At 44.9% G+C, this 19,376-nt stretch carries 21 protein-coding genes and 1 pseudogene; 16 read left to right on the top strand and 6 right to left on the bottom strand.

The window, feature by feature from the left end:
* Nucleotides 1-275: 275 nt before the first annotated feature.
* Nucleotides 276-503: a tyrosine-type recombinase/integrase gene (locus BZG25_RS16245; RefSeq protein WP_046073465.1), complete on the bottom strand. Its 228-nt coding sequence runs from the start codon at nt 501-503 to the stop codon at nt 276-278.
* On the bottom strand, nt 488-1,081 hold the full coding sequence (locus BZG25_RS09135; protein ID WP_371326854.1) for a phage integrase N-terminal SAM-like domain-containing protein: 594 nt from the start codon (nt 1,079-1,081) through the stop codon (nt 488-490). Before BZG25_RS09135 ends, BZG25_RS16245 begins: the two co-directional genes overlap by 16 nt.
* 345 nt (nt 1,082-1,426) lie before the next feature.
* Between BZG25_RS09135 and BZG25_RS09140 the strand changes: the two genes are divergently transcribed.
* From BZG25_RS09140 to BZG25_RS09205, 14 genes and pseudogenes are all read left to right on the top strand, one after another.
* The gene (locus BZG25_RS09140) at nt 1,427-2,059 is read left to right on the top strand and encodes a hypothetical protein (protein ID WP_077638927.1); all 633 of its coding nucleotides are present in this window, start codon (nt 1,427-1,429) and stop codon (nt 2,057-2,059) included.
* A gap of 108 nt (nt 2,060-2,167) precedes the next feature.
* A complete protein-coding gene (locus tag BZG25_RS09145; RefSeq protein ID WP_077638928.1) occupies nt 2,168-3,085 on the top strand; it encodes a hypothetical protein in 918 nt (305 codons plus the stop codon).
* Nucleotides 3,086-3,242: 157 nt separating this feature from the next.
* Nucleotides 3,243-7,772 carry an NACHT domain-containing NTPase gene (locus BZG25_RS09150; RefSeq protein WP_077638929.1) on the top strand — a complete coding sequence of 1,510 codons (4,530 nt, stop codon included), beginning with the start codon at nt 3,243-3,245 and terminating at the stop codon, nt 7,770-7,772.
* A 123-nt stretch (nt 7,773-7,895) separates the two neighbouring features.
* Entirely contained in the window at nt 7,896-8,660 is a 765-nt protein-coding gene (locus BZG25_RS09155; RefSeq protein WP_077638930.1) for a hypothetical protein, read from the top strand.
* A gap of 119 nt (nt 8,661-8,779) precedes the next feature.
* Nucleotides 8,780-9,121: pseudogene (locus BZG25_RS09160) on the top strand (transposase); the annotation flags it as partial.
* Nucleotides 9,122-9,156: 35 nt separating this feature from the next.
* Nucleotides 9,157-9,789 (top strand): type B chloramphenicol O-acetyltransferase, encoded by a 633-nt coding sequence (gene catB / locus BZG25_RS09165; RefSeq protein WP_077638932.1) that lies wholly within the window; start codon nt 9,157-9,159, stop codon nt 9,787-9,789.
* Nucleotides 9,790-9,882: 93 nt separating this feature from the next.
* Nucleotides 9,883-10,230 (top strand): hypothetical protein, encoded by a 348-nt coding sequence (locus BZG25_RS09170; RefSeq protein ID WP_077638933.1) that lies wholly within the window; start codon nt 9,883-9,885, stop codon nt 10,228-10,230.
* Nucleotides 10,231-10,599: 369 nt separating this feature from the next.
* Nucleotides 10,600-11,085, top strand: coding sequence for a hypothetical protein (locus BZG25_RS09175; RefSeq protein ID WP_077638934.1), 486 nt, complete (start codon nt 10,600-10,602; stop codon nt 11,083-11,085).
* Nucleotides 11,086-11,200: 115 nt separating this feature from the next.
* On the top strand, nt 11,201-11,539 hold the full coding sequence (locus BZG25_RS09180) for a hypothetical protein (protein ID WP_077638935.1): 339 nt from the start codon (nt 11,201-11,203) through the stop codon (nt 11,537-11,539).
* Nucleotides 11,540-11,551: 12 nt separating this feature from the next.
* A complete protein-coding gene (locus tag BZG25_RS09185; protein ID WP_077638936.1) occupies nt 11,552-12,049 on the top strand; it encodes an ASCH domain-containing protein in 498 nt (165 codons plus the stop codon).
* Entirely contained in the window at nt 12,046-12,441 is a 396-nt protein-coding gene (locus tag BZG25_RS09190; RefSeq protein WP_077605974.1) for a GFA family protein, read from the top strand. The genes BZG25_RS09185 and BZG25_RS09190 overlap by 4 nt, the downstream gene beginning before the upstream one ends.
* 79 nt (nt 12,442-12,520) lie before the next feature.
* Nucleotides 12,521-13,003 (top strand): hypothetical protein, encoded by a 483-nt coding sequence (locus tag BZG25_RS09195; protein WP_077605975.1) that lies wholly within the window; start codon nt 12,521-12,523, stop codon nt 13,001-13,003.
* Nucleotides 13,004-13,152: 149 nt separating this feature from the next.
* Nucleotides 13,153-13,413: a type II toxin-antitoxin system Phd/YefM family antitoxin gene (locus BZG25_RS09200; protein WP_069590095.1), complete on the top strand. Its 261-nt coding sequence runs from the start codon at nt 13,153-13,155 to the stop codon at nt 13,411-13,413.
* Nucleotides 13,400-13,669, top strand: coding sequence for a Txe/YoeB family addiction module toxin (locus BZG25_RS09205; protein WP_198535217.1), 270 nt, complete (start codon nt 13,400-13,402; stop codon nt 13,667-13,669). The genes BZG25_RS09200 and BZG25_RS09205 overlap by 14 nt, the downstream gene beginning before the upstream one ends.
* 79 nt (nt 13,670-13,748) lie before the next feature.
* Here BZG25_RS09205 and BZG25_RS09210 read toward each other — a convergent pair whose 3' ends face one another.
* Nucleotides 13,749-14,513, bottom strand: a complete 765-nt coding sequence (locus tag BZG25_RS09210; RefSeq protein WP_046073445.1) for a hypothetical protein — start codon at nt 14,511-14,513, stop codon at nt 13,749-13,751.
* 119 nt (nt 14,514-14,632) lie between these two features.
* Nucleotides 14,633-16,108: a sensor domain-containing diguanylate cyclase gene (locus BZG25_RS09215; protein WP_077638937.1), complete on the bottom strand. Its 1,476-nt coding sequence runs from the start codon at nt 16,106-16,108 to the stop codon at nt 14,633-14,635.
* Nucleotides 16,109-16,325: 217 nt separating this feature from the next.
* On the opposite strand from BZG25_RS09215, the gene BZG25_RS09220 reads away from it, so the two are divergent.
* Together BZG25_RS09220 and BZG25_RS09225 are read left to right on the top strand one after the other, a co-directional pair.
* On the top strand, nt 16,326-16,721 hold the full coding sequence (locus tag BZG25_RS09220; protein WP_077638938.1) for a DUF6232 family protein: 396 nt from the start codon (nt 16,326-16,328) through the stop codon (nt 16,719-16,721).
* Between the two features lie 162 nt (nt 16,722-16,883).
* On the top strand, nt 16,884-18,191 hold the full coding sequence (locus BZG25_RS09225) for an SPFH domain-containing protein (protein WP_158010255.1): 1,308 nt from the start codon (nt 16,884-16,886) through the stop codon (nt 18,189-18,191).
* Between the two features lie 70 nt (nt 18,192-18,261).
* On the opposite strand, the gene yciA is transcribed toward BZG25_RS09225, so the two are convergent.
* Nucleotides 18,262-18,660, bottom strand: coding sequence for an acyl-CoA thioester hydrolase YciA (gene yciA, locus BZG25_RS09230; RefSeq protein ID WP_025674456.1), 399 nt, complete (start codon nt 18,658-18,660; stop codon nt 18,262-18,264).
* A 96-nt stretch (nt 18,661-18,756) separates the two neighbouring features.
* Nucleotides 18,757-19,299, bottom strand: a complete 543-nt coding sequence (locus tag BZG25_RS09235) for a septation protein A (RefSeq protein ID WP_077605981.1) — start codon at nt 19,297-19,299, stop codon at nt 18,757-18,759.
* Nucleotides 19,300-19,376: the final 77 nt, after the last annotated feature.

The raw sequence follows: 19,376 nt of genomic DNA on the forward strand, positions 1-19,376 counted from the left end.
TGAGTGGTTGAAAGCACCGGTCTTGAAAACCGGCAAGGGTTAATAGCCCTTCTAGGGTTCAAATCCCTATCTCTCCGCCACATACCGAAAAGCCGCTGCTCAGTCAGCGGCTTTTTTGCGTTTATACTTCCGCAAATTTCTAAACTCTGACCCCGCCAACATTTTAGGCGATTCTGTCTAAACAGCTATTCTGCACTCTGGTACGCTAACCCTCAATATTTCTGCCTCTTACATGGCCTTTTGGACGCCGCTAACCAACAGCGGTAGCGTGGGCGCTAAAGCAAATCCATTGGGCTTGTCGTGCCCGCAAATTGTTGCCCGATCACATGGGTATAGATCTGCGTGGTAGAGAGATCGGTATGGCCCAATAAGGTTTGAATGGTGCGAATATCGTAACCCGCCAAAAGCATCTGTGTGGCAAAGCTATGGCGAAACGTATGACAGGTAACGTGCTTATGGGTGATGCCGGCCTTTTGCACCGCACGGTTTAAGGCTTTACGCACATTGGAATCATGCAGATGATGTCGGCAGCTCTTTCACATAATGTATGTAACTCACCGGTCAATTGATTAGGCAGCAAGGTGGTGCGTGATTTTCCACCTTTGCCATTATGAACAGTGATCGCGTTATGATTAAAATCCCAATCCTTGATGCGTAACCTCAAGCACTCATTGATGCGTAGGCCACTGCCGTACATAAGCCCACAAATCAGCTTATCCCTTGCGCCAAGGTAGGCAAAAATTCTGGCAACTTCTTCTTTACTGAGCACAATTGGAATTCGCGGCGATTTTTTGGACGGACTAAATGCAATCTTACCTAGCGGCTGGTCTAAAAACTGGTTGTATAGAAAGGCCAGTGCATTGAGTGCAACCTTTTGCGTATTCGGTGAAATTTGTTGCGCATTGGCCAAATAAGACAGAAACGTTTTTACGTCCTCATCACTGAGGTCTGTCGGATGTTGCTTATGATGGAAAAGGATAAATCGGCGCACCCAGTATAGGTAACTCTTCTCAGTTTTGATCGCATAGCCTCGCCGCCTGATCTCGTGCTGAAGGCTTGCCATAAACGGGCTTTTGGTCATGATCCTTTCCCTCCATCTAAGACTGTTTATTCATACAGCTTATTGGTAGAGAAAGCCAAATAGTGTGCACGCTTTTTCGAGGCACATTCACATTATCGCCGAAAGAGAAAACTTTAGTTCAATATAATCAGACGGTTATAACTTCGCCTTTGAGGATAGTGTGAATGCATTGTCCGGGATAGGCGGCATGCACACTTTCGCAGACAAGGTGATTGCTTCAAGCTTTAAAAATGTTTTTAATCATAAGTAGTTAGATGAAAAAAGACGTGTGTAACGGTTTTGACAAATCGAGCGCGCGCACTAATACAATGTTAAATTTCAAAGTACGAAAGGAGAGAGTGCCAGATGATAGAAGCGATACTTGGAGGTGTCGTAGCGATTATCTTAAGTATTATTGCTAATGTGCTAACCCCATTCTTCCAAGACTTGTTCAAAACAAAACCTGTTACAGTTCCGGACATTCCAGAGCAACAGATACCGGACCCCGACCCATCCAATGTCGAAGAGTGGAGAGCCCAGAATCGTGCCAAGCTAGAAGCTGTTGTCGGCAAGGTATATTTTTATGGTTTCTCCTACTTTGCCATGTACATGGCATTCTTTATCCCTCTATCATTAAATGGCGGGCTTGTGAATCCTACGGTGAACCTCATTGATTCTAAGTTGGCGATAAACTACGTCATCAATCAAGACAATCTGTCTGCAATTTGCGCCATATTTGGTGTTCTGGCCTACGGCCCTTTCTGGAAGTTGTCGCAGCTCATTGCTAATCTCGTAAGCGCAGCTGTTGTTCGATTTACGTTTGTAAATGAAGTTAAATATCTGGCGTTCACAGTGTTGGCAATGGTCTTTTGGGCATTCTTTATTGCTGGAAATGTTTCTTGGGTTGTAAACGCTGATGTGGGTTGGTTTGATTCAATCAAGTTTTCGTTATTTCTATGGTTTTTGCTGTTCTTTTCCGCATTGCCAAACAAAAGATAAATTTAACAAAGCGCTACTGTCGGACAATTTTTCCGCTGCGCTCCAAAATTGCCGCAGAGCGCGGCGTTATGCATTCAAATGCTTCCGAAATTTTTAGAGGAAAACAAAATGCCCTTATTGCATGAAATTCAGGAGTCCGTCGTTCAAGAAGGAGCCGATTTGGGCTCAATCCTTCTAAAGCTTAGATTCCTGGCTTCTAGATTAGGGAGCAATGTGCTCGAAGAGTGGGTGAGGCATGAATCCGAGGGCTATCCCAATTATGTTGAAGTACCTTCCTATCGGATAGTCGGGGTTAGTTACAAGGGTACATTTTCGGGGCCTTTTGGATCTGGGATACAGAACGCTCCAATTCCTTCGCACCTTATCAAGCAATTCGCCGGAGACCGCTGGGTGAGTTTTGAGGTGAGGGAAAGTATCGCGGGCGTCGATGAGCTGGTAAGAGGTAGTGCGGAAAGTGGATCCCTAGGTATAGATGCTTCTAACCTGATCCTATTACTTCAAGGGAAGGTTTATGAGAATTACGCCTGTAATTCTGTAAGCGGAACAATCTCAAGAACTTCATTAACCGAAATCCAACAAGCGGTGCGAGGGCGTATTCTCGAGCTGACTTTGGAGCTAGAGAAGTCGATTCCTGCGGCTGCAGATGTATCTTTTGGGGCTTCGAAGGCCACTGATACCAACGCGGAGAAGGTCCAACAAATATCACAGCAGATCATTTACGGGAACGTAAATACAGCCGTGGCAGGAGGTCCCGGCTCAACTGTCTCGGTCAACGTCAACGAACGTGACTCAGCCTCGTTTGTAAACCAGCTCGTAGAATCCGGGATCTCAGAAGATGATGCGAAGTCACTCGCTGCAATTCTCGAAGCCGAAGAGCCGGAGGATGAGCTTGAGCCGTTTGGAAATAGAGCAAAAAGCTGGATTGCGTCCAACCTAAAAAAAGCAGCGGACGGCACATGGAAAGCAGGCGTTTCAGTAGCCACAGCTGTCATCACGGAAGCGGCGAAGAAATACTATGGGCTATAGAAAGGCATAACAATCGCATGCAGCGGATCAATTTGCCGCTGACGCAACAAATTTCCCGCTGATGCGGGCGTTATGCGTTGCAAGTCTACTGGGTAATTGAATAAGACCTGGGGTTATAACCAGTCAAAAAATATTTAGTAAATTTAAGAATTTATATATGGAAATTAACTTCTCTCACATTAGAACACATGATGGTAGTAAAAACTCAGGCTTTGAAGAGTTGATTTGCCAAATTGCCCACCTTCAAAAACCAGATGATGGAAAGCGGTTTGTTAAGAAGGATGGCGCTGGAGGTGATGCCGGTGTTGAATGTTACTGGATTCTTGGAGATGACTCGGAGATATGTTGGCAAGCTAAATATTTTTTAGATGGAATGAATTCCTCCCGTTGGCAACAAATAGATGAATCTTTTACTACAGCCTTAGAAAAGCATCCCAAGTTAACACATTATATTGTCTGTTTACCTTTAGATAAAGCTGATAGCAGAAAGAAAGGAAAAGGTGGGAAACAAGTAGTTTCTGTTGAAGATGAGTGGCTAGATCATGTCAAAAAATGGAAAAACCAAGCACAAGTACTAGGTCGAGAAATAGATTTTTCATACTGGGGTAAGCATGAGATTACTAATTTTCTTACGATAGATGACCCCCTTTACTCTGGTAGATCGCTGTACTGGTTTAACGAACCATTTCTCGGGTTAGATGTATTCAAAAACATCGCAAAAAGGTCACAGGTTAGCTTGGGAGACAGGTACACACCACAGTTTCACGTTGATCTTCCCATTGCAAGTAGTTTCGATGGTCTATGTTTAAACTCCTCATGGTGGGAGCTTCTAAGAGAAAGGAGGGCAGAGTTAAAAGATGCTAGTTTAGATGTAATTTCTTTCTTGAATGAAGAAAGCACCACTGAAGGCACATTATTAAATGGCGAAATAGTAAAAAGCTTGGATGAACAGCTTAATGATTTTTTGAATGAACTTGGTAAAGGAGTTGCGCACAAAGATTTCCACAATCGAATCTCAAGTATAAGCTCTTTACTAGAAGGGCTCTCTAAGCTATATGCCGATGTCTATAAAGATGCAATCGACAAAATTGATTGGTCTGAAAAAAAAGAAAACTCTAGAAGTAACCTATATAGATTAGATGGTGCAATAGATGATCTAGCATCTTTCATCAAACAAAAAAAAGCCATTTCATCCCATACGAAAGCTGCGCTTCTTTACGGGGAAGCTGGAATAGGTAAATCACACCTCCTATGTGACTTAAGTTTGCATAGAATTGACATGAATTTACCTACATTATTTTTGTTGGGTGCTCAATATCAAGGTGGGGACCCAAGTAGTTTTATAAAAGAATCATTGGACTTACAAAACTATAGAAATTCCCAAATCCTAGGAGCTATAGACGCAGCAGGGGAAGCATTTGGAGAGAGAGCACTCATTGTCATTGATGCTATCAATGAAGGAAATAACAGAGATGACTGGCATAACCAAATAACAGGATTTTTATCGGATTTATCACGATTTCCAAATATTGCCGTTCTGTTTAGTTGCCGTAGCACTTATCTAAGTTACATTCTTCCCGATAGTGCAGGCGAAAGCTTGTTGCCTCGCATAGGGCATTATGGGTTTAGAGGGCATGAGCATAGGGCTGCGGAGAAATTTCTTTCCCAGCAAGGCATATCAAAACCAAGCGCACCAATATTAGCGCCTGAATTTACAAATCCACTTTTCTTGAAAACATGCTGCCAAGCGCTTAAACAAAATAAGCTAACCTCATTTCCAAAAGGTCTGAACTCTGTTACCTCATTATTTGATTTTTATGTTGATAGCATTGAAAGGATTGTGGCGAGAAAGAAAAGATTCAATCCGCAAGAGAATATCGTTAAATCCATACTTATTGATATAGCTTCAAAATTATTGCCAGATAATCTTGAAGGCCTTCCGAAGCAAGATGTTAGAAAACTGATTAATAATTACGATCCAAACCCAAATCATGGGGATAGCCTTTTCGACATATTGATCGATGAGGGCATTCTTTCTGAGGATGTGTCTTATAAAGCTGAACAGCGTGGAAATCTTATTGTCAGATTTACATATGAACGATTTAGTGATTATTTTATTGCTCAGGAATTAGTAAATCGGGTAAATAATATTGAAGCAGCATTTTTAGATGGGGGTTCTATAGGGCAATTACTCAAAGATAATGGTTACTACCGCTTTTCTGGGATATTCGAAGCTTTAGCCGTCATTATTGCAGAGCGTTTCAATATGGAATTAGAGGATTTGCTGCCTGATGATATTGAAGTTGGGAAGTGGCAGCTTGATGAGACTTTTAAGAATACTGTTTTATGGAGGAGTCCAAGCTCTTTTTCTGAAAGAACTCTGGAGCTTTTAAATAACTTAGAAGGTCATTCCTACAGTCACCCAGCATTGGATATTTTGTTGAAATTGTCAACGGAACCCAATCACCCGTGGAATGCTGAGTTGCTTCATCGAAATCTTATGAATAAAGAGATTGCCGAAAGAGACCACTTTTGGTCTATACGCATAGCGTACGGTGATAGCTCTGAAGAAGATGATGAATATGAATCCATCATTAGAACAATTATTGAGTGGGCACATTCTGGTGAAATTGAGTCTGTCGAAGAAGAAAGAATTAGGCTCTGTGCTATTACCCTTATTTGGTTTTTGACTAGCCCGAATAGAAGAATAAGAGATCGATCTACAAAATCCCTGGTCAGAATTATTTCTTCTTACCCCCATCTCGTTGAAGACTTATTAAACGAGTTCTCGAATCTAGAGGATACGTACTTAAGCGAGAGGCTTTATGCCGTTGCATATGGTGTCATTTGCAATACCGACAAAGAAGATATTATTAAGGGTATAGCGATCACCACATTTGAATTGATATTTAAGGATGGTGAGCCAACCCCGCATATTCTGCTTAGAGATTATGCTCGCGGGATTTTAGAGTATGCCTTGCATATTGGAGTACTTTCTGTAGAAATTCCTCCCGAACAATTCAGACCACCTTATAAGAGTAGCCAAAAACTGGATAATCCATCCAAAAAAGAGATAGAAGGCATAGCTGGAGATGAATTTTCATCAAGAATCAAAAGTTCTTTAATGGGTTTTCCGGGTGACTTTGGAAACTACACCATGGGCTGTGTTCATAATTGGTCTTCAACACCTATAGCCTTACCAAAAATAGAGAATGGTTATGAGATCAAGGAGCGATTTGCTCGCGAACTATTAACTGACGATGTGAAAAAAGAATATTTGGAAAAACTGGAACCAATACCAGTAAGTGACACTTCAGCTTCACCAGAAGAGTTATTAAAGGCTATTAGAAGAATTGAGTATGATTCTGAAGAGTATAAACGCAGCTTTGAAGATAGAAGGAAAGAACAAGAAGAGTTTGATAGCAGAGTAAATGCACAGCTCAATGAAGAGCAACAAGAGTATTATCGCTGGGTTTCTGGAGTAAGTAACGATAGGCCTGCTGCCTTTAGTAGGAAATGGGCTCAAAGATGGGTTTGTAAACGAGCCCATGAGTTTGGATGGACTGAAGAGCTATTTGCTGATTTTGAAAGAATGTGCTCACACGGAAGGGGTGGTGGTCCCAGTGGTGGAGCAATGGAGCGTGTTGGGAAAAAATACCAATGGATGGCCTTCCATGAGTTTTTGGCCAGACTTTCTGATAACTACCATTGGACTAATCGAGGTTATAGCGATGTTCCCGATGATGATATTTATGAAGGGCCTTGGCAAATATACAAACGCGATATTGATCCTACTATCTGGGCAAGACAATCCGGAGAATTCAAAACCTATCACAACAAGCAGTGTACTTGGTGGCAACCTTATAACTTCCCATTCCCAAATGAAAATGATCTGGCAGCCAAGACTAACTTTTTGTGGGATGAAGATGTTTTGCCTGAATTCTCTGAGTTACTGCAAAGGACGATGCCTGCCGACAATTCTAATTGGCTGGTTTTACGCGGTTTTTGGTCTGAAAATAGGAAATATTCAGATGATAATATCGAAAGTCCCTATCTTGATGGGTGGTTCAGAATTAATTCTATCTTAATCCGTAAAGGAGCTTTTGATTCTTTAGCTAAAGGAGTTGAGAGAAAAACACTTTGTGATCCCGATATAGTCAGCGCACCATCAACGCAACACGAGGGCTTTTTAGGCGAATATCCTTGGCATCCAATATATCGCCACCTTTCTGGATGGAGGGAACCAGAAGAGGTCTTTAGGGAACAGATTGCAGTCGAACACCTTATTCCATTTGCTAAATACGAATGGGAGGATGGCGGTAACGATTATTCTCTCAATAGTTCACTTTACTTCCATATGCCAGCAAAGGAGTTGATTGAGGAAATGGACTTGGCTAGACCTCCCGGTCAATGGGGGCGATGGGAGCACAAGGAGCAGTCTGTATTTTTTGATCCAAGCCTAGAAGAATACGGCCCTTCATATGCGTTAATGCGTACTGAGAAATTACAGAAATGGCTTGATGAAAATGATATGGAGATCGTCTGGTTAATAGGCGGAGAGAAGCAGATGTTTTCTTCTGGAGCAAGTCAATTTTTTGGTCGTTTGGTTTATAGCGGCTTGTTTAAGTATAAAGATGGCAAGCCTGTAGGCAGTATATGGTGCAACAGAGAAGAGCCAACAAATTGAGCAATCAAAGTGTCTTTCGGTAGTCGTCTAAATAATCGCGTAACAAGGCGCTGCACTCGGAAAAATTTACGCTTCGCTCCAATTTTCCGGTGAGCGCGGCGTTAGGGCACAAATGGAGAATTCATGAGTGAATCAGTAGAAAATGTATTGCTAGCACCAGTTCAGATAGAGTTTACTGAAAACGTGAAAAAGATACGTCAGAACTTGATGATTACAAGTTTCGTCGCTTTGTTTATTACTTTGGGTGGCGTTAGCATTGATCCTAGTTCAACGATATTCGGTTTAAAGTTTAACGGACTTAATGATGCGTTGTTATATAAAGGTCTGTTGATCCTTATTCTCTATTTTCTTGCTCATTTTGTTTGGTGCGCGTATGAATCACTTCAAGAGTGGGAAGTTAGAGTTACTGGGGCTAAAGAAGCATTTATACGTGCCGACGATATGGACATTGATGAGATGGTAAAACCACCATTTCCGTCAGACCCAAGAAACTCTACGTTTTATTTTTGGTGGTCAACACAAGCAAAAAGAATTGGAAGTCTCAAGGAACGACTAACCGCTATCAATCAACGGATTGAAAGTATGGAGACAGTCATTCACGAGATGCGAGAGAAAGGTGCAAGTTTAAGCCACTCAGATGTCAATATCAGTTCTCAAGTTCAACCTTTAAAAATAGAAATCGATAGTGCTGTTAGCTCAATTACTCGAATGGAAAAAGTTTTAGTGGGGAATCAGTTGATCGTTTCAATGAAAACATTTGACCGACGCTATAAATATTTTCTGAATAGTCAAAATATTCGATGGTTTGTTATTGATTTTTTTGGTCCAATAATGTTGTCTTCCGCTTCATTATTGTGCCTCTCGAATGGCGGAATAATTGTGCCCTGACAAAGCATTTAAGAGTGATTCTGGACTTGATCCGTTTTACTGGACACGCATCGACGATCTGAGGAGGTCAGTATGCCAGCCTATAATACGGGTAAAAAGATAGCGCATATTCACTAGACTTCAAACTGAAAGCGGTTGAATGGAGCTATGAGACGCATCGAACAGTGAAGTCGGTTGCAGAGGCGCTTGATATCCATCCATTCATGCTATCGAAATGGCGTAAAGCGTATCGAGATGGAGAGTTTGGTATGGTCAAGTCCCAAAAGAATAAAGTGAAGCCAGACAAGGCGAAGGATGAGTTATCGGCACTCAAGCGACGGATCGCAGAGCTTGAAGAGAAAAATGGTGCTTGGCGAGATCAGCGCCACAAAAGAATTGAGCCGACATGGTTACCTCCGTTATTAAAAGCCGCACCTCAGTGTGGCAGATTTTCAAGAGGGGAAATCTATGTCATTCGTTAGGCAATGATGTCATTCTGGATTGGATGTGTAATTAAATGAAAAATTATTTTGAGAGCCCGTTCGAGGGAAAACCTCTGATAGAACAAGTTAAGAACCCCAATATTAAGGTAGGCCGCTATAGCTATTATTCAGGGTATTATCATGGACACTCATTTGATGATTGCGCTCGCTTCCTCCTGCCTGATCGTGATGATGTTGATAAATTGATAATTGGAAGCTTTTGCTCTATCGGATCGGGAGCCTCCTTTATCATGGCTGGCAATCAAGGCCACCGATATGATTGGGTGACGTCATTCCCTTTTTTCTATATGAATGAGGAGCCGGCATTTTCGGAATCAGTTGATGCTTTCCAAAAGGCAGGTGATACCGTCATAGGGAGTGACGTGTGGATTGGGTCCGAGGCAATGATTATGCCTGGTGTAAAGGTTGGCCATGGAGCGGTAATTGGTAGTCGGGCTTTGGTTACCAAAGATGTAGAACCATACACAATTGTTGGTGGCAACCCCGCAAAAGCGATAAGGAAGCGCTTTTCAGAACAGGAAATTACAATGCTACTAGATATGAAGTGGTGGGATTGGCCGTTGGAGAAAATTAAAGAAGCAATGCCTCTTTTGTGCTCGTCCGATATTGAAGGCTTGTACCATTTTTCGCAACGCTCAGGTGCCTAACAAACGACTGTTGCCATCCCTTCGGGGCTGGGACAGCCTTTCCACCGCTTCGCTGCCACAAATCAGCCCCAAATCCTGGAGTTATAAGTCTCTATGAAAATCGCGATATTTGTCTTAATCATTCTGCTGGTCGGAACCAATGCGTTTTGGTTTTACCAAGCGCTAGATTCTGGTATCACGGCAGCTTATCGGGATGACTCAATCGATAAGCTCCAGGAAACACAGGCGCACCTTATGGCTGCCATACCCAAGCTGGCAGCTTCTCAGGAAAAGGCGGAAATTGTTGCTGCATTCGAGTCTGTCACAGACCAAGAGACTTATGAAAAAGAAGGCTGTACTTGGGTGGGCTGGGTAGGTCTGAAGTTTGGCGACGACGATAGACTATTGGCGGTTTCGCCATCTTGGTCATATCAGCAGGGAGTCCCTTGCTTTGATAACTAAACTGAGCCGTCTCTGTACTCAGCGTTAATTCCCCAGAGAAAGCAATTAATCCGCAGGGAATTTTTGTTTCTGGTGGAGCACACTCATCACTCGGTGATCAGGTGACTTAACAGGAATAAACCGGCTGTTTGGACGCTGAACAGCGTCACAAATGGCAGCGGCATCGTGTGTATCACTACAGGCTTCAATACCTATGCATATTGTAGGCATACTGGCTAACGCAGCCAATAATGTAGCGTATGAAAAAGAGTTATGGAGAATGACGTTTCCGTGGTCATCCACCGCGTGAAGAGAAAACAGTGTTTGGTGAGATGAACGCCAAATAAAAATTAAGCAGACTCAAAAAATATCATGACTCAAGGAGGAAACATGATAACACCAATCATTATTTTAGTGCTTTTATCTAGCCCGTTGGCCATTGCCTTCATTTATTCAAAATTGAATGGCACGTTTTTGAACGTGAACAAGTATGCATGTTGGGGGCTGGGAGTCGCTTTTATATTCTTTTTTATTGGACACCTTGTTAAAGCTGAGGGCATGGTAGAAATGCTGCCTACATGGGTGCCACTTCGTTTGGAGTTAGTTTATTTCACGGGGTTGATTGAGCTATTAATTGGCATCGCGCTTTTTGTTCCACGGTATCAGCCTCTCGCAGCAAAACTTGCTATTGTTGTGTTTATCGCTTTCTTTCCAGCGAATGTTTATGCCGCAGTCAATGGGATAGGCCTTGGTGGGCATCAATGGGGGCCGAGCTATCTTTTAATACGCGGCCCTCTACAGGTGATACTCGTTGCTTGGGCCTATTTCTTGTGTATAAAAGGTCACCATAAGCCTATTAGACACAGTCAGGCGTAAGGGTCACTCGGTTAACGCGGAGATGATTGTGCCATTAAAAGAAGAAGGCCGCTGAGATAATAGCGTCATCAAAAGTTTTGTTTATCTATACAAGTTGATATTGGAGTTAATCATCATGAATGACCGTTCACGCGCCTTACTTGCCATCTTTGCCTTGATGTTTTCTTGGTCATCGATAGCGCAGTCGCTGCCAGAAGGAGCGATCCAAGAAGGATCGCTGGCTAATCAAAAATTGATCCAAGATGCCATGGCAGGGGTGCTGGTTACGGTGGCATCTCAAGGCTGTGAGAAGCCAGAGGAATTTGTGCCTTATGTGCGAGAAATGCCGTCAGGCGAGGTAGGCACAAGGGTTTGGCGGGAGTTATGGATTGTCGAAGGCTGTGATGACACCTACTCGATAAAACTTCGCTTTCAGGAGGCGGGAGCTGGCGCTGCGAATTGGACGATTGAATAAACAAGGACGCTTATGAATACGGAACAGCAGGACTACTTAAACGCCTACCTTGCCACCTTAAGTGACGCCGAGCGTCAGGCGGTGCCTGAAACGATTGCCGAGTACTTTTGCGCGGATGAATACAATGCCAACGAATGCGCCCGTTTGATTGATCAAGGTATAAAACGCGCATCGTGCAGCTTAAAAGCATGCTACGAGATAGAAAACGAACCTTACCCGCAAGTGGGGCGTTTAACCGTGGTGCTTAACTGGGCGCAGCAGCCGGTTTGTATTATTAAAGTGACTGAGGTGAGCGAGTGCCCGTTTGATCAAGTAACCGCTGAGTTCGCCGCAGCGGAAGGAGAAGGCGATAAGAGTTATGCGTGGTGGCGGCAGGCGCACCTTGCGTTTTTTGAGCAAGAGGGGCAGGCACTCGGCGTACCGTTTACAACTCAATCCCCTTTGGTGTTAGAGCGCTTTGAGAAAGTCTATCCGCTTGATCACCATGAAACTGAGCAGGTAAGCGCATGATAAAACAAGTCGGTCAAACGCCCATCCAACCCGAACACTTAGCTCGCTGTCATTGCGGGGCGGTTGTGTTAGCCCTCGCGTTACCCAATGGGATTGAAAACCCCAGACGCTGCGATTGCTCAATGTGTCGACGCCGAGGCGCCATTGTTGGCTCAGTCAAGCTTGCACAATTGCGTGTCGTTGCTGGCAGAGAGCAACTCAGTGTGTATTCCTTTAATACTCACACTGCTAAGCACTATTTCTGCTCACGCTGTGGCATTTACACCCATCACCAACGTCGCTCCAATCCGAGTGAGTTTGGGTTCAATATTGCCTGCTTAGATGGCGTCAATCCGTTTGAGTTGGAGAATATTCCAGTGATGGATGGAGTTCATCATCCAGCGGATCGCTAGGATGTCGCGGATATCGTTTTGAGGAGTGGCCTCTCTTTAGTTTAGGTCATCAATATAGGATTAAGAGAATTACGTTAATATGAAAACGATAAATACGTGTGTTGTACTTTTTTTCTCTTCGTTGGTGTTATCTTCCGAGGCAGCATCTGAGCTGCCGATCAATAAGAGTAACGTAACGGGGCAGTGGATATGCTCGTTTACTATGCAGGGAGATAAAGTTTATAAGGAAAAGTGGGCATTAAAAGATAACAAGGAATTCGTATTAAACGGGCGTGTTGAATATTTTCTTGGTGAGGAAAGTGCGCGCTTTTCATACAATGCTACGGGTGAGTGGGAGTTAAGCAACGACACGATTAAGCTGGCTTACAATCCTTTTGAATTTCAGAGCAATGATAGCTTTAGCCAAGCCTATCTCTCAGAGATTGAAACCGTATACATTACGCCAGCATGGAATGGCACTCGGCGATTTCAGTACGACGTTGAGGCGTTATCCAAGTCGCGTATGCAAATCGGCGATGACTACGATAGTTGGCAATGTAAAAGAAACAAACGCGTGGGTTAAGCCAGTATTGTCCATCCAACCCGAACACTTGGCCCGCTGTCACTGCGGGACAGTTGTGCTCAGCGAATAGCTACTAGACATGTTCTTTAAGTTGTACATGTCTAGTTTGTTGCTCTATACTTCGGTGGTGTAAGAATAGGAGTGATCCGATGAAAATCATTTCGTTTACTGAAGCGAGAAATGGCCTCAAAACGGTATTAGATGGGGTGGTTGACGACGCTGATACCGCTATCATCACCCGACGTGATGCAGAGGATGCGGTGGTGATGTCGCTTGATTACTACAACAGCCTTATGGAAACCGTCCATCTGTTGCGCTCGCCCGCAAATGCTGAGCACCTAAATCGCTCCATTACTCAGTACAAGATGGGGAAAGCGATGGAGCACGCGTTAGTCGATGACGATGAGTAGTCGCTTACTTTGCTGGACGGATGATGCGTGGCGTGACTACGTATACTGGCAAAGTCAGGATAGAAAAACACTCAAGCGAATCAACAAGCTCATCATCGATGTAAAACGGACGCCATCCGAGGGGATAGGTAAGCCTGAGTCACTAAAAGAAAATCTGACAGGCTTCTGGTCGCGGCGTATTGATGACACCAATCGGCTGGTTTACGCCGTGGATGATACGTCTATTACGATCCTATCTTGCCGATATCACTATTAGTCACCTAGCGCCTGCGGTGCACAATGGCACAATGAAGGCGCGAGGCGTCATGCTCACCACCCTCAATAAAAATCACTCCTTATAACGCCTCTGGATAGTGCGTTTTCAGTAATTCTTCGACCACCGCCAGGTTCTGTCCAAGTTTTCTCAGTGCCAGCAAGCGTGTTTTGCTAAATTTAGCGTCTTTGGGCACCAAGCGCATGATGTAGGCAGCGCGTTTGCCTTGGTAGACATCCTCTGATTTATGGAAAAAAGCGTTACAGAACAGCAGCGCATCACCTGCATCCAACGCAGGCGTCACCTTACCTTTCTCCATGTAGTCATACTCTTGCTGAGTGATTTGAAACGGCGGGTGCTCGGGCACCGACGGGTCGGCAATGCGCACCAGTGAGTGCAATTGATTGGCTTCGCGGATCAGCGATAGGCGCACCGCCCCCTCTTCCATCACGATAGATAACTGCCCTGAGCCGGGTTCTTTCACTGGCGTCAGCGGGATCCATACCGTGAGCATATCTTCCGGCCGCTCCATAAAGCCAATCGAGTCAAAATCGGTATGGAAAGGAAAGCCTTGATCCTCGGGCGTTTTCTCCAAATATAAATCGGCCAAAATGCGATAGTCTGGTAGCAGTGCCTCAATGGTGTCGGCGATGTTGAGATCTGGGTCGCGGAATACCATGGGCCCATAGATCGCTTTTTTGTATATGTCGGCATACCAAGTTTGCCCATTTGGCATGGCGTCGAGTTTGGCAGCGAGAGCCGTTTGTGTCTCTAGGCTCAGTACGCCAGGGACGACTTTGCCGTGATGAGGAGAGAGGTTGTCGAGAAAATCCGGGCGAGCTGGCATAGAAGCTCCTTGAGGGGGATATAAAACCGAGTGTGTTAGCTGTAGTTTAGCAAATCACCGTCTTCACTGAATAACGGCGGTGGCGAGATAAATGTACTGACCGAGAATGCCCTACAAGTTTAAGCGTAACTGACGACCCGGTTGCGTCCAGAGAGTTTGGCGTTGTATAAAGCGTCATCGGCATGCTGGTAGAGGTGCTTAGCATCGAGCTGGGCCGCGTCGAGCTCTGCACAGCCAATTGACACGGACACACGGATAGCGGGGGAGTAGTCGAGGATCGAATGTTGGTCGTAAACGGCCTCGCAGAGCTGAGCGGCATAGTGCTGCGCCGCTTTTTGGTCGGTATTCGCCAACAGACAAGCGAACTCTTCCCCTCCAATGCGATAAATGTTGCTGTGCAGAGGAAGATGCGTTTCGAGTAATGACGCGAAGGCTTCGAGGACGTGATCGCCAACGATATGGCCGTAGTTATCGTTGATGCGTTTAAAATGGTCGATATCAATAATAAGCAGGGATAGAGGCTGATGTCGGTACCGGGCTTGTTCGCCAAAGCGGGCAAGGTCACTGGCAAATTGACGGCGGTTGTATAGTTGTGTCAGCGGGTCAGTCGCAGCCTGGCGCATTAATGCTTGTTCTTCCGCCTTACGCTGACTGATATCCCACATCACCCCAGCGACCACACCTTGAGGCTTATTTTTGGGATCATTATTGGTGGTGATTTCTACCCACGTATATTCACCATTATCACGTTTAACCTGTAGGTCCATTTTTAGCTCGTTGCCAACGGGCGATAAAAAATGGCGCACCCGCGAGAAAAACGCTCGACGATACTGAGGATGAATGCGGCGTAGCCAGTGTCGGCTGGTGTAGGTACGGGAGTCACGAATACTGCTGGCAGCACTGTCACCGATGATCTCTGACGAGCACCAACAGATACCGCGTTGAACATCCACTTGCCAGGTGCTGCAGTGGGTATTGTCTTTAATGATTTCGATTTGCCGTTGTTTAGAAAACAGCTCGTTTTTTAGCACTGTACTGGCGATGAGATGTCCCGTGGCGCGCAGCAAGGTCACATCACTTTCTGACCAGCGTTGTTCACGCTCGCAATCATCAAACCCTAGTGTTCCCCACCATTTATTATCGACAATGATGGGGATGGTTAACATCGATAAAATGCGCTGTTGTGTTAAATAGCGCTTGAGCCAGGATGAGGGTAATTGATCAGTAATGACAGATTGATACTCGCCACGTTGTCGGCTTTCTATCAGCTCGCGGTACTCGGGGTGAGCGAGGCTAGAGCTAAAATGATTGAAGTGGGGGAGACGAATTTGCGCATACTTCTTCTCGTTGGCCCATTCAAAAACATAATCTTGCAAAATATTGGTGGGGCTGATCGCTAATACTTGAAACACCCACACGCGACTCACTTGCGTGACAGCTCCAATTTCAGCGAGCAAGTGATTAATGTTGGCAAGCCTGTCGTCACCACTGACCAGCATGTCTGCGCCGCGTAGCACAGCCGACAGCAGGTCGACATTCAGCTCAGAGAGCTGGTGTCTATCAAGTTCAGGTTGGATCCCGGTTAGGATGGTCATGCCGATAGTCCGTTATCTACAAAGTCACCACTTTGTTGAGCGTAGCAGGCGCGTGTATCAATAGTTAACACAGAACACATTAAATATTCAGTGTTGTGGGTCACGTTTGCATTTAGTCGCACTCGCTCTGTTAGTAAAAATAGACATAATCATCGCCGCAGTGGAATGAGTGCTGCGATCGAGTGAGTGGCACACACACCTTGATATGGAAATAAGTATGAGAAAGTCAGTGGTAATAAAGCAAACCTCAACCCGTTTATGTGTGAATGATGACTGTTACACGATGCACAATATTGTTGATGCCAGCGTTGAAGAACTCACGTGGAAAGATCACCTGCTGAGGATGTTGGGGTTAGGAATACTAAGCGCGAGCTTTTTGTTTTTTATGTTGGTCGGTGAGCTGCCTTACGCGGAGTATTTGCCTGCAGTGGGCTTTGCTGCAGGCGCGTTGTTAGCTTTGCTGACAAGCGCAAAATACGTGCTACGCATTGAATATAACCACCAGGATGACACGGGCGTGCAGTGGCTGACCATCGCCAAAAGCGGAAAGAAAACAGATAAAATGCTTTTTGATGAATGCGTTAAAAAATTAAACTATCGGTTATTACACTAAGTCAGTGAATAAGGCTCAATTGACTGAGGCGCCAAGCGACAGAATAAAACTGTTAACTCGCTCCACAAACAGGACTTTTTTGCCTAAAAAACTGTATTAATGATGATTGGTAGTGAATTTCATATTACTATTCTGCGATTTTTTATGTTTCAAGGTGTAATAATGAAAACAACACATATCATTGGTATGTCCGTAGGCGCGAGTGTGTTGCTCGTGTTGGCGTCAGGATTGAGTGCTTATCACAACCTAGACAATGGTGAGCGCGCTGTCGTTCGCGCGTTCAGTGGTGAAACTCACGTGGAGTTTGAGCCAGGTCCTTTCTTTAATTTGTTCGGCACGGTGACGACCTATCCAGATTTCATGGGGTTAGATTTTACCACCATGCCAGAACATCAAGCTCGCCGGGGCGAAGGTAACCAAAGTCAAATGATCACCATTGGCGCAGAGCCGCTTCCTCTCGATACGGATGTACTAGATTACACTTACGCACCGACCGTGAAATATAACGAAGGCGGTATCGGCTGGGTAAAAGGAAACGTTCAGTTTGCGTTGCCCGGTGATGAAGAGCTAATGATAGCGCTTCATAAAAAATACAAATCGCCACAAAACCTACAAACTTCATTGATGTTGAGAACAACAGAAGAAGCCCTGCAGTTCACTGCTGGCTTGATGAGTTCACAAGAAGCCTATATGACGCACCGAACTCAATTTAGAACTTATGCCAAAGACCAAATTGATAACGGTATTTATGCGACGCACCTCGTAGAAAAAGAGACCATGGGAGCAGATGGTAAGAAAACCATTGAAGAGCTTCCAGAAATTGTGATGGCTGACAACAAGCCAGTGCGCGCGGACTCCTCACCTATTGATGACTATGGCATTAAACTGACGCAGTTTAATATCAAAGACTGGGACTTTGAGCAAAAGACAAAGGATCAAATTGCACTCAAGCGAGATGCGGAAAACGCCGTTATCACCTCGAAGGCACGTACTGCGGAGGCCGAGCAAGCGAGGTTAGAGGCCATCGCGTTGGCGGCTCGTGATAAAGCGCGTGCTAAAGGTAAAGCGGAAGTGGTTAAAGCACGTGAAGTAGTGAATGCGGAGCGTAGGAAGCAACTGGCGATTATCAATGCCCAACAGAATGTTGAAGTGGCTAAACAAATTGAAAAACAGCGAGAGGCTGAATTACGCGCGGCAACGCTGGAAGCGAAAGCGTTGGAAGTGAGCTCTAAAGCTGAAGCAGAGGCTGCAGATCGTAAGATTAAAGCAGGGGGTCAGCTAAGTGCAGAACAGCAAACCCGTATTCAAATTGCTGAGCGATTGGCAAAGGGATTTGCTGATGCACAACGACCTTCTACTGTCGTGTTAAGTGGCTCCTCATCAGGCGATGCAAGCGCGCTGACAGGCTCGAGCATGGATTCATTTTTAGATGCCATGACAGCGGCTAATGCCAAAGCCATGGGGAATTAAAAGTAGATAGGTGCTTATCTCATTCGTAAAAAATAAGGGGGTAGATTACTACCCCTTACCCGCTTGGGGGCTATTTCTTGATTGCGCGAGGGCGGCCGTTTTCATCAATCGCAACATAATTAAAGGTTGCATGACTAACCTTGTTGCGATCGCCAATCTCATCATGACTGACGGGCTTAACCCAGACCTCAAGCTCAATGGTAATCGAGGTATTGCCGATACGTTGGCACGTGCCGTAGCAGCAAACCACATCGCCGACACTGACGGGCGATTTAAATGTAATGTCGTTGACAGAGACAGTGACAACGCGTCCACCAGAAATCTCTTTGGCGAGAATTGCGCCGGCTAAATCGAGCTGGGACATGATCCAACCACCAAAAATGTCCCCATTGGCGTTGGTATCGGCGGGCATTGCTAATGTACGAAGCAGCAGTTGGCCACGTGGGCAGTTGTTTTTATTGTCAGGCATGGTTCTCTTCACATCTTATCGCAAAGGGGCATGCACCCCCCTTTTTTATAGAACAGATAAGAATTGTGACCGCTAACACAGCATTTGGGCAAGTTTTTATTGGTCTGAGTTGCTCTCTTTGGGCATATGGCGATAGATATACACCCCAGTTGCAATCATAAACAGAAAGGTCAGGATTAAAGTGCCGAAGACCTTAAAGTTCACCCAGGTATCAAGCGGCATACTATAAGCAACATAAATGTTCACGCCGGCTAATAGGGAAAAGAACCCAATCCAGGCCCAGTTAATGGTGCGCCACACGCGTTCTGGCAGTGTAATCTCTTTGCTGAGCATATTCTTAATCAAAGGCTTACCCATCGCCTCGGACACCGCCAAGCCAATGGCGAATAAGACATACACAATGGTGACTTTCCACTTGATGAAGTTGTCATCGTGAAAAAATAGCGTCATGCCGCCAAATATGGCGACCAGAACGGCGGTGATGATTTGCATCTTTTCAACGCGTTTATACAACGCCCAAACCAGCACAACTTGCACTAGGGTGGCGATGATCAGTGCACCGGTTGCCATATAAATATCGTAAAATTTGTATAAGGCAAAAAAGATAATTAAAGGGATAAAATCAATCAGTTGTTTCATAACGCCGCCGCGTAACTAGGTGTATTTAAGCTAAGTATGTACGCAGTGTACCCAAATGCGCAGAGAGGGGAAACGAC

Origin of the sequence: Salinivibrio sp. ML198 (assembly GCF_001996015.1) — a bacterium.
In the GTDB taxonomy this organism is placed as follows: domain Bacteria; phylum Pseudomonadota; class Gammaproteobacteria; order Enterobacterales; family Vibrionaceae; genus Salinivibrio; species Salinivibrio siamensis.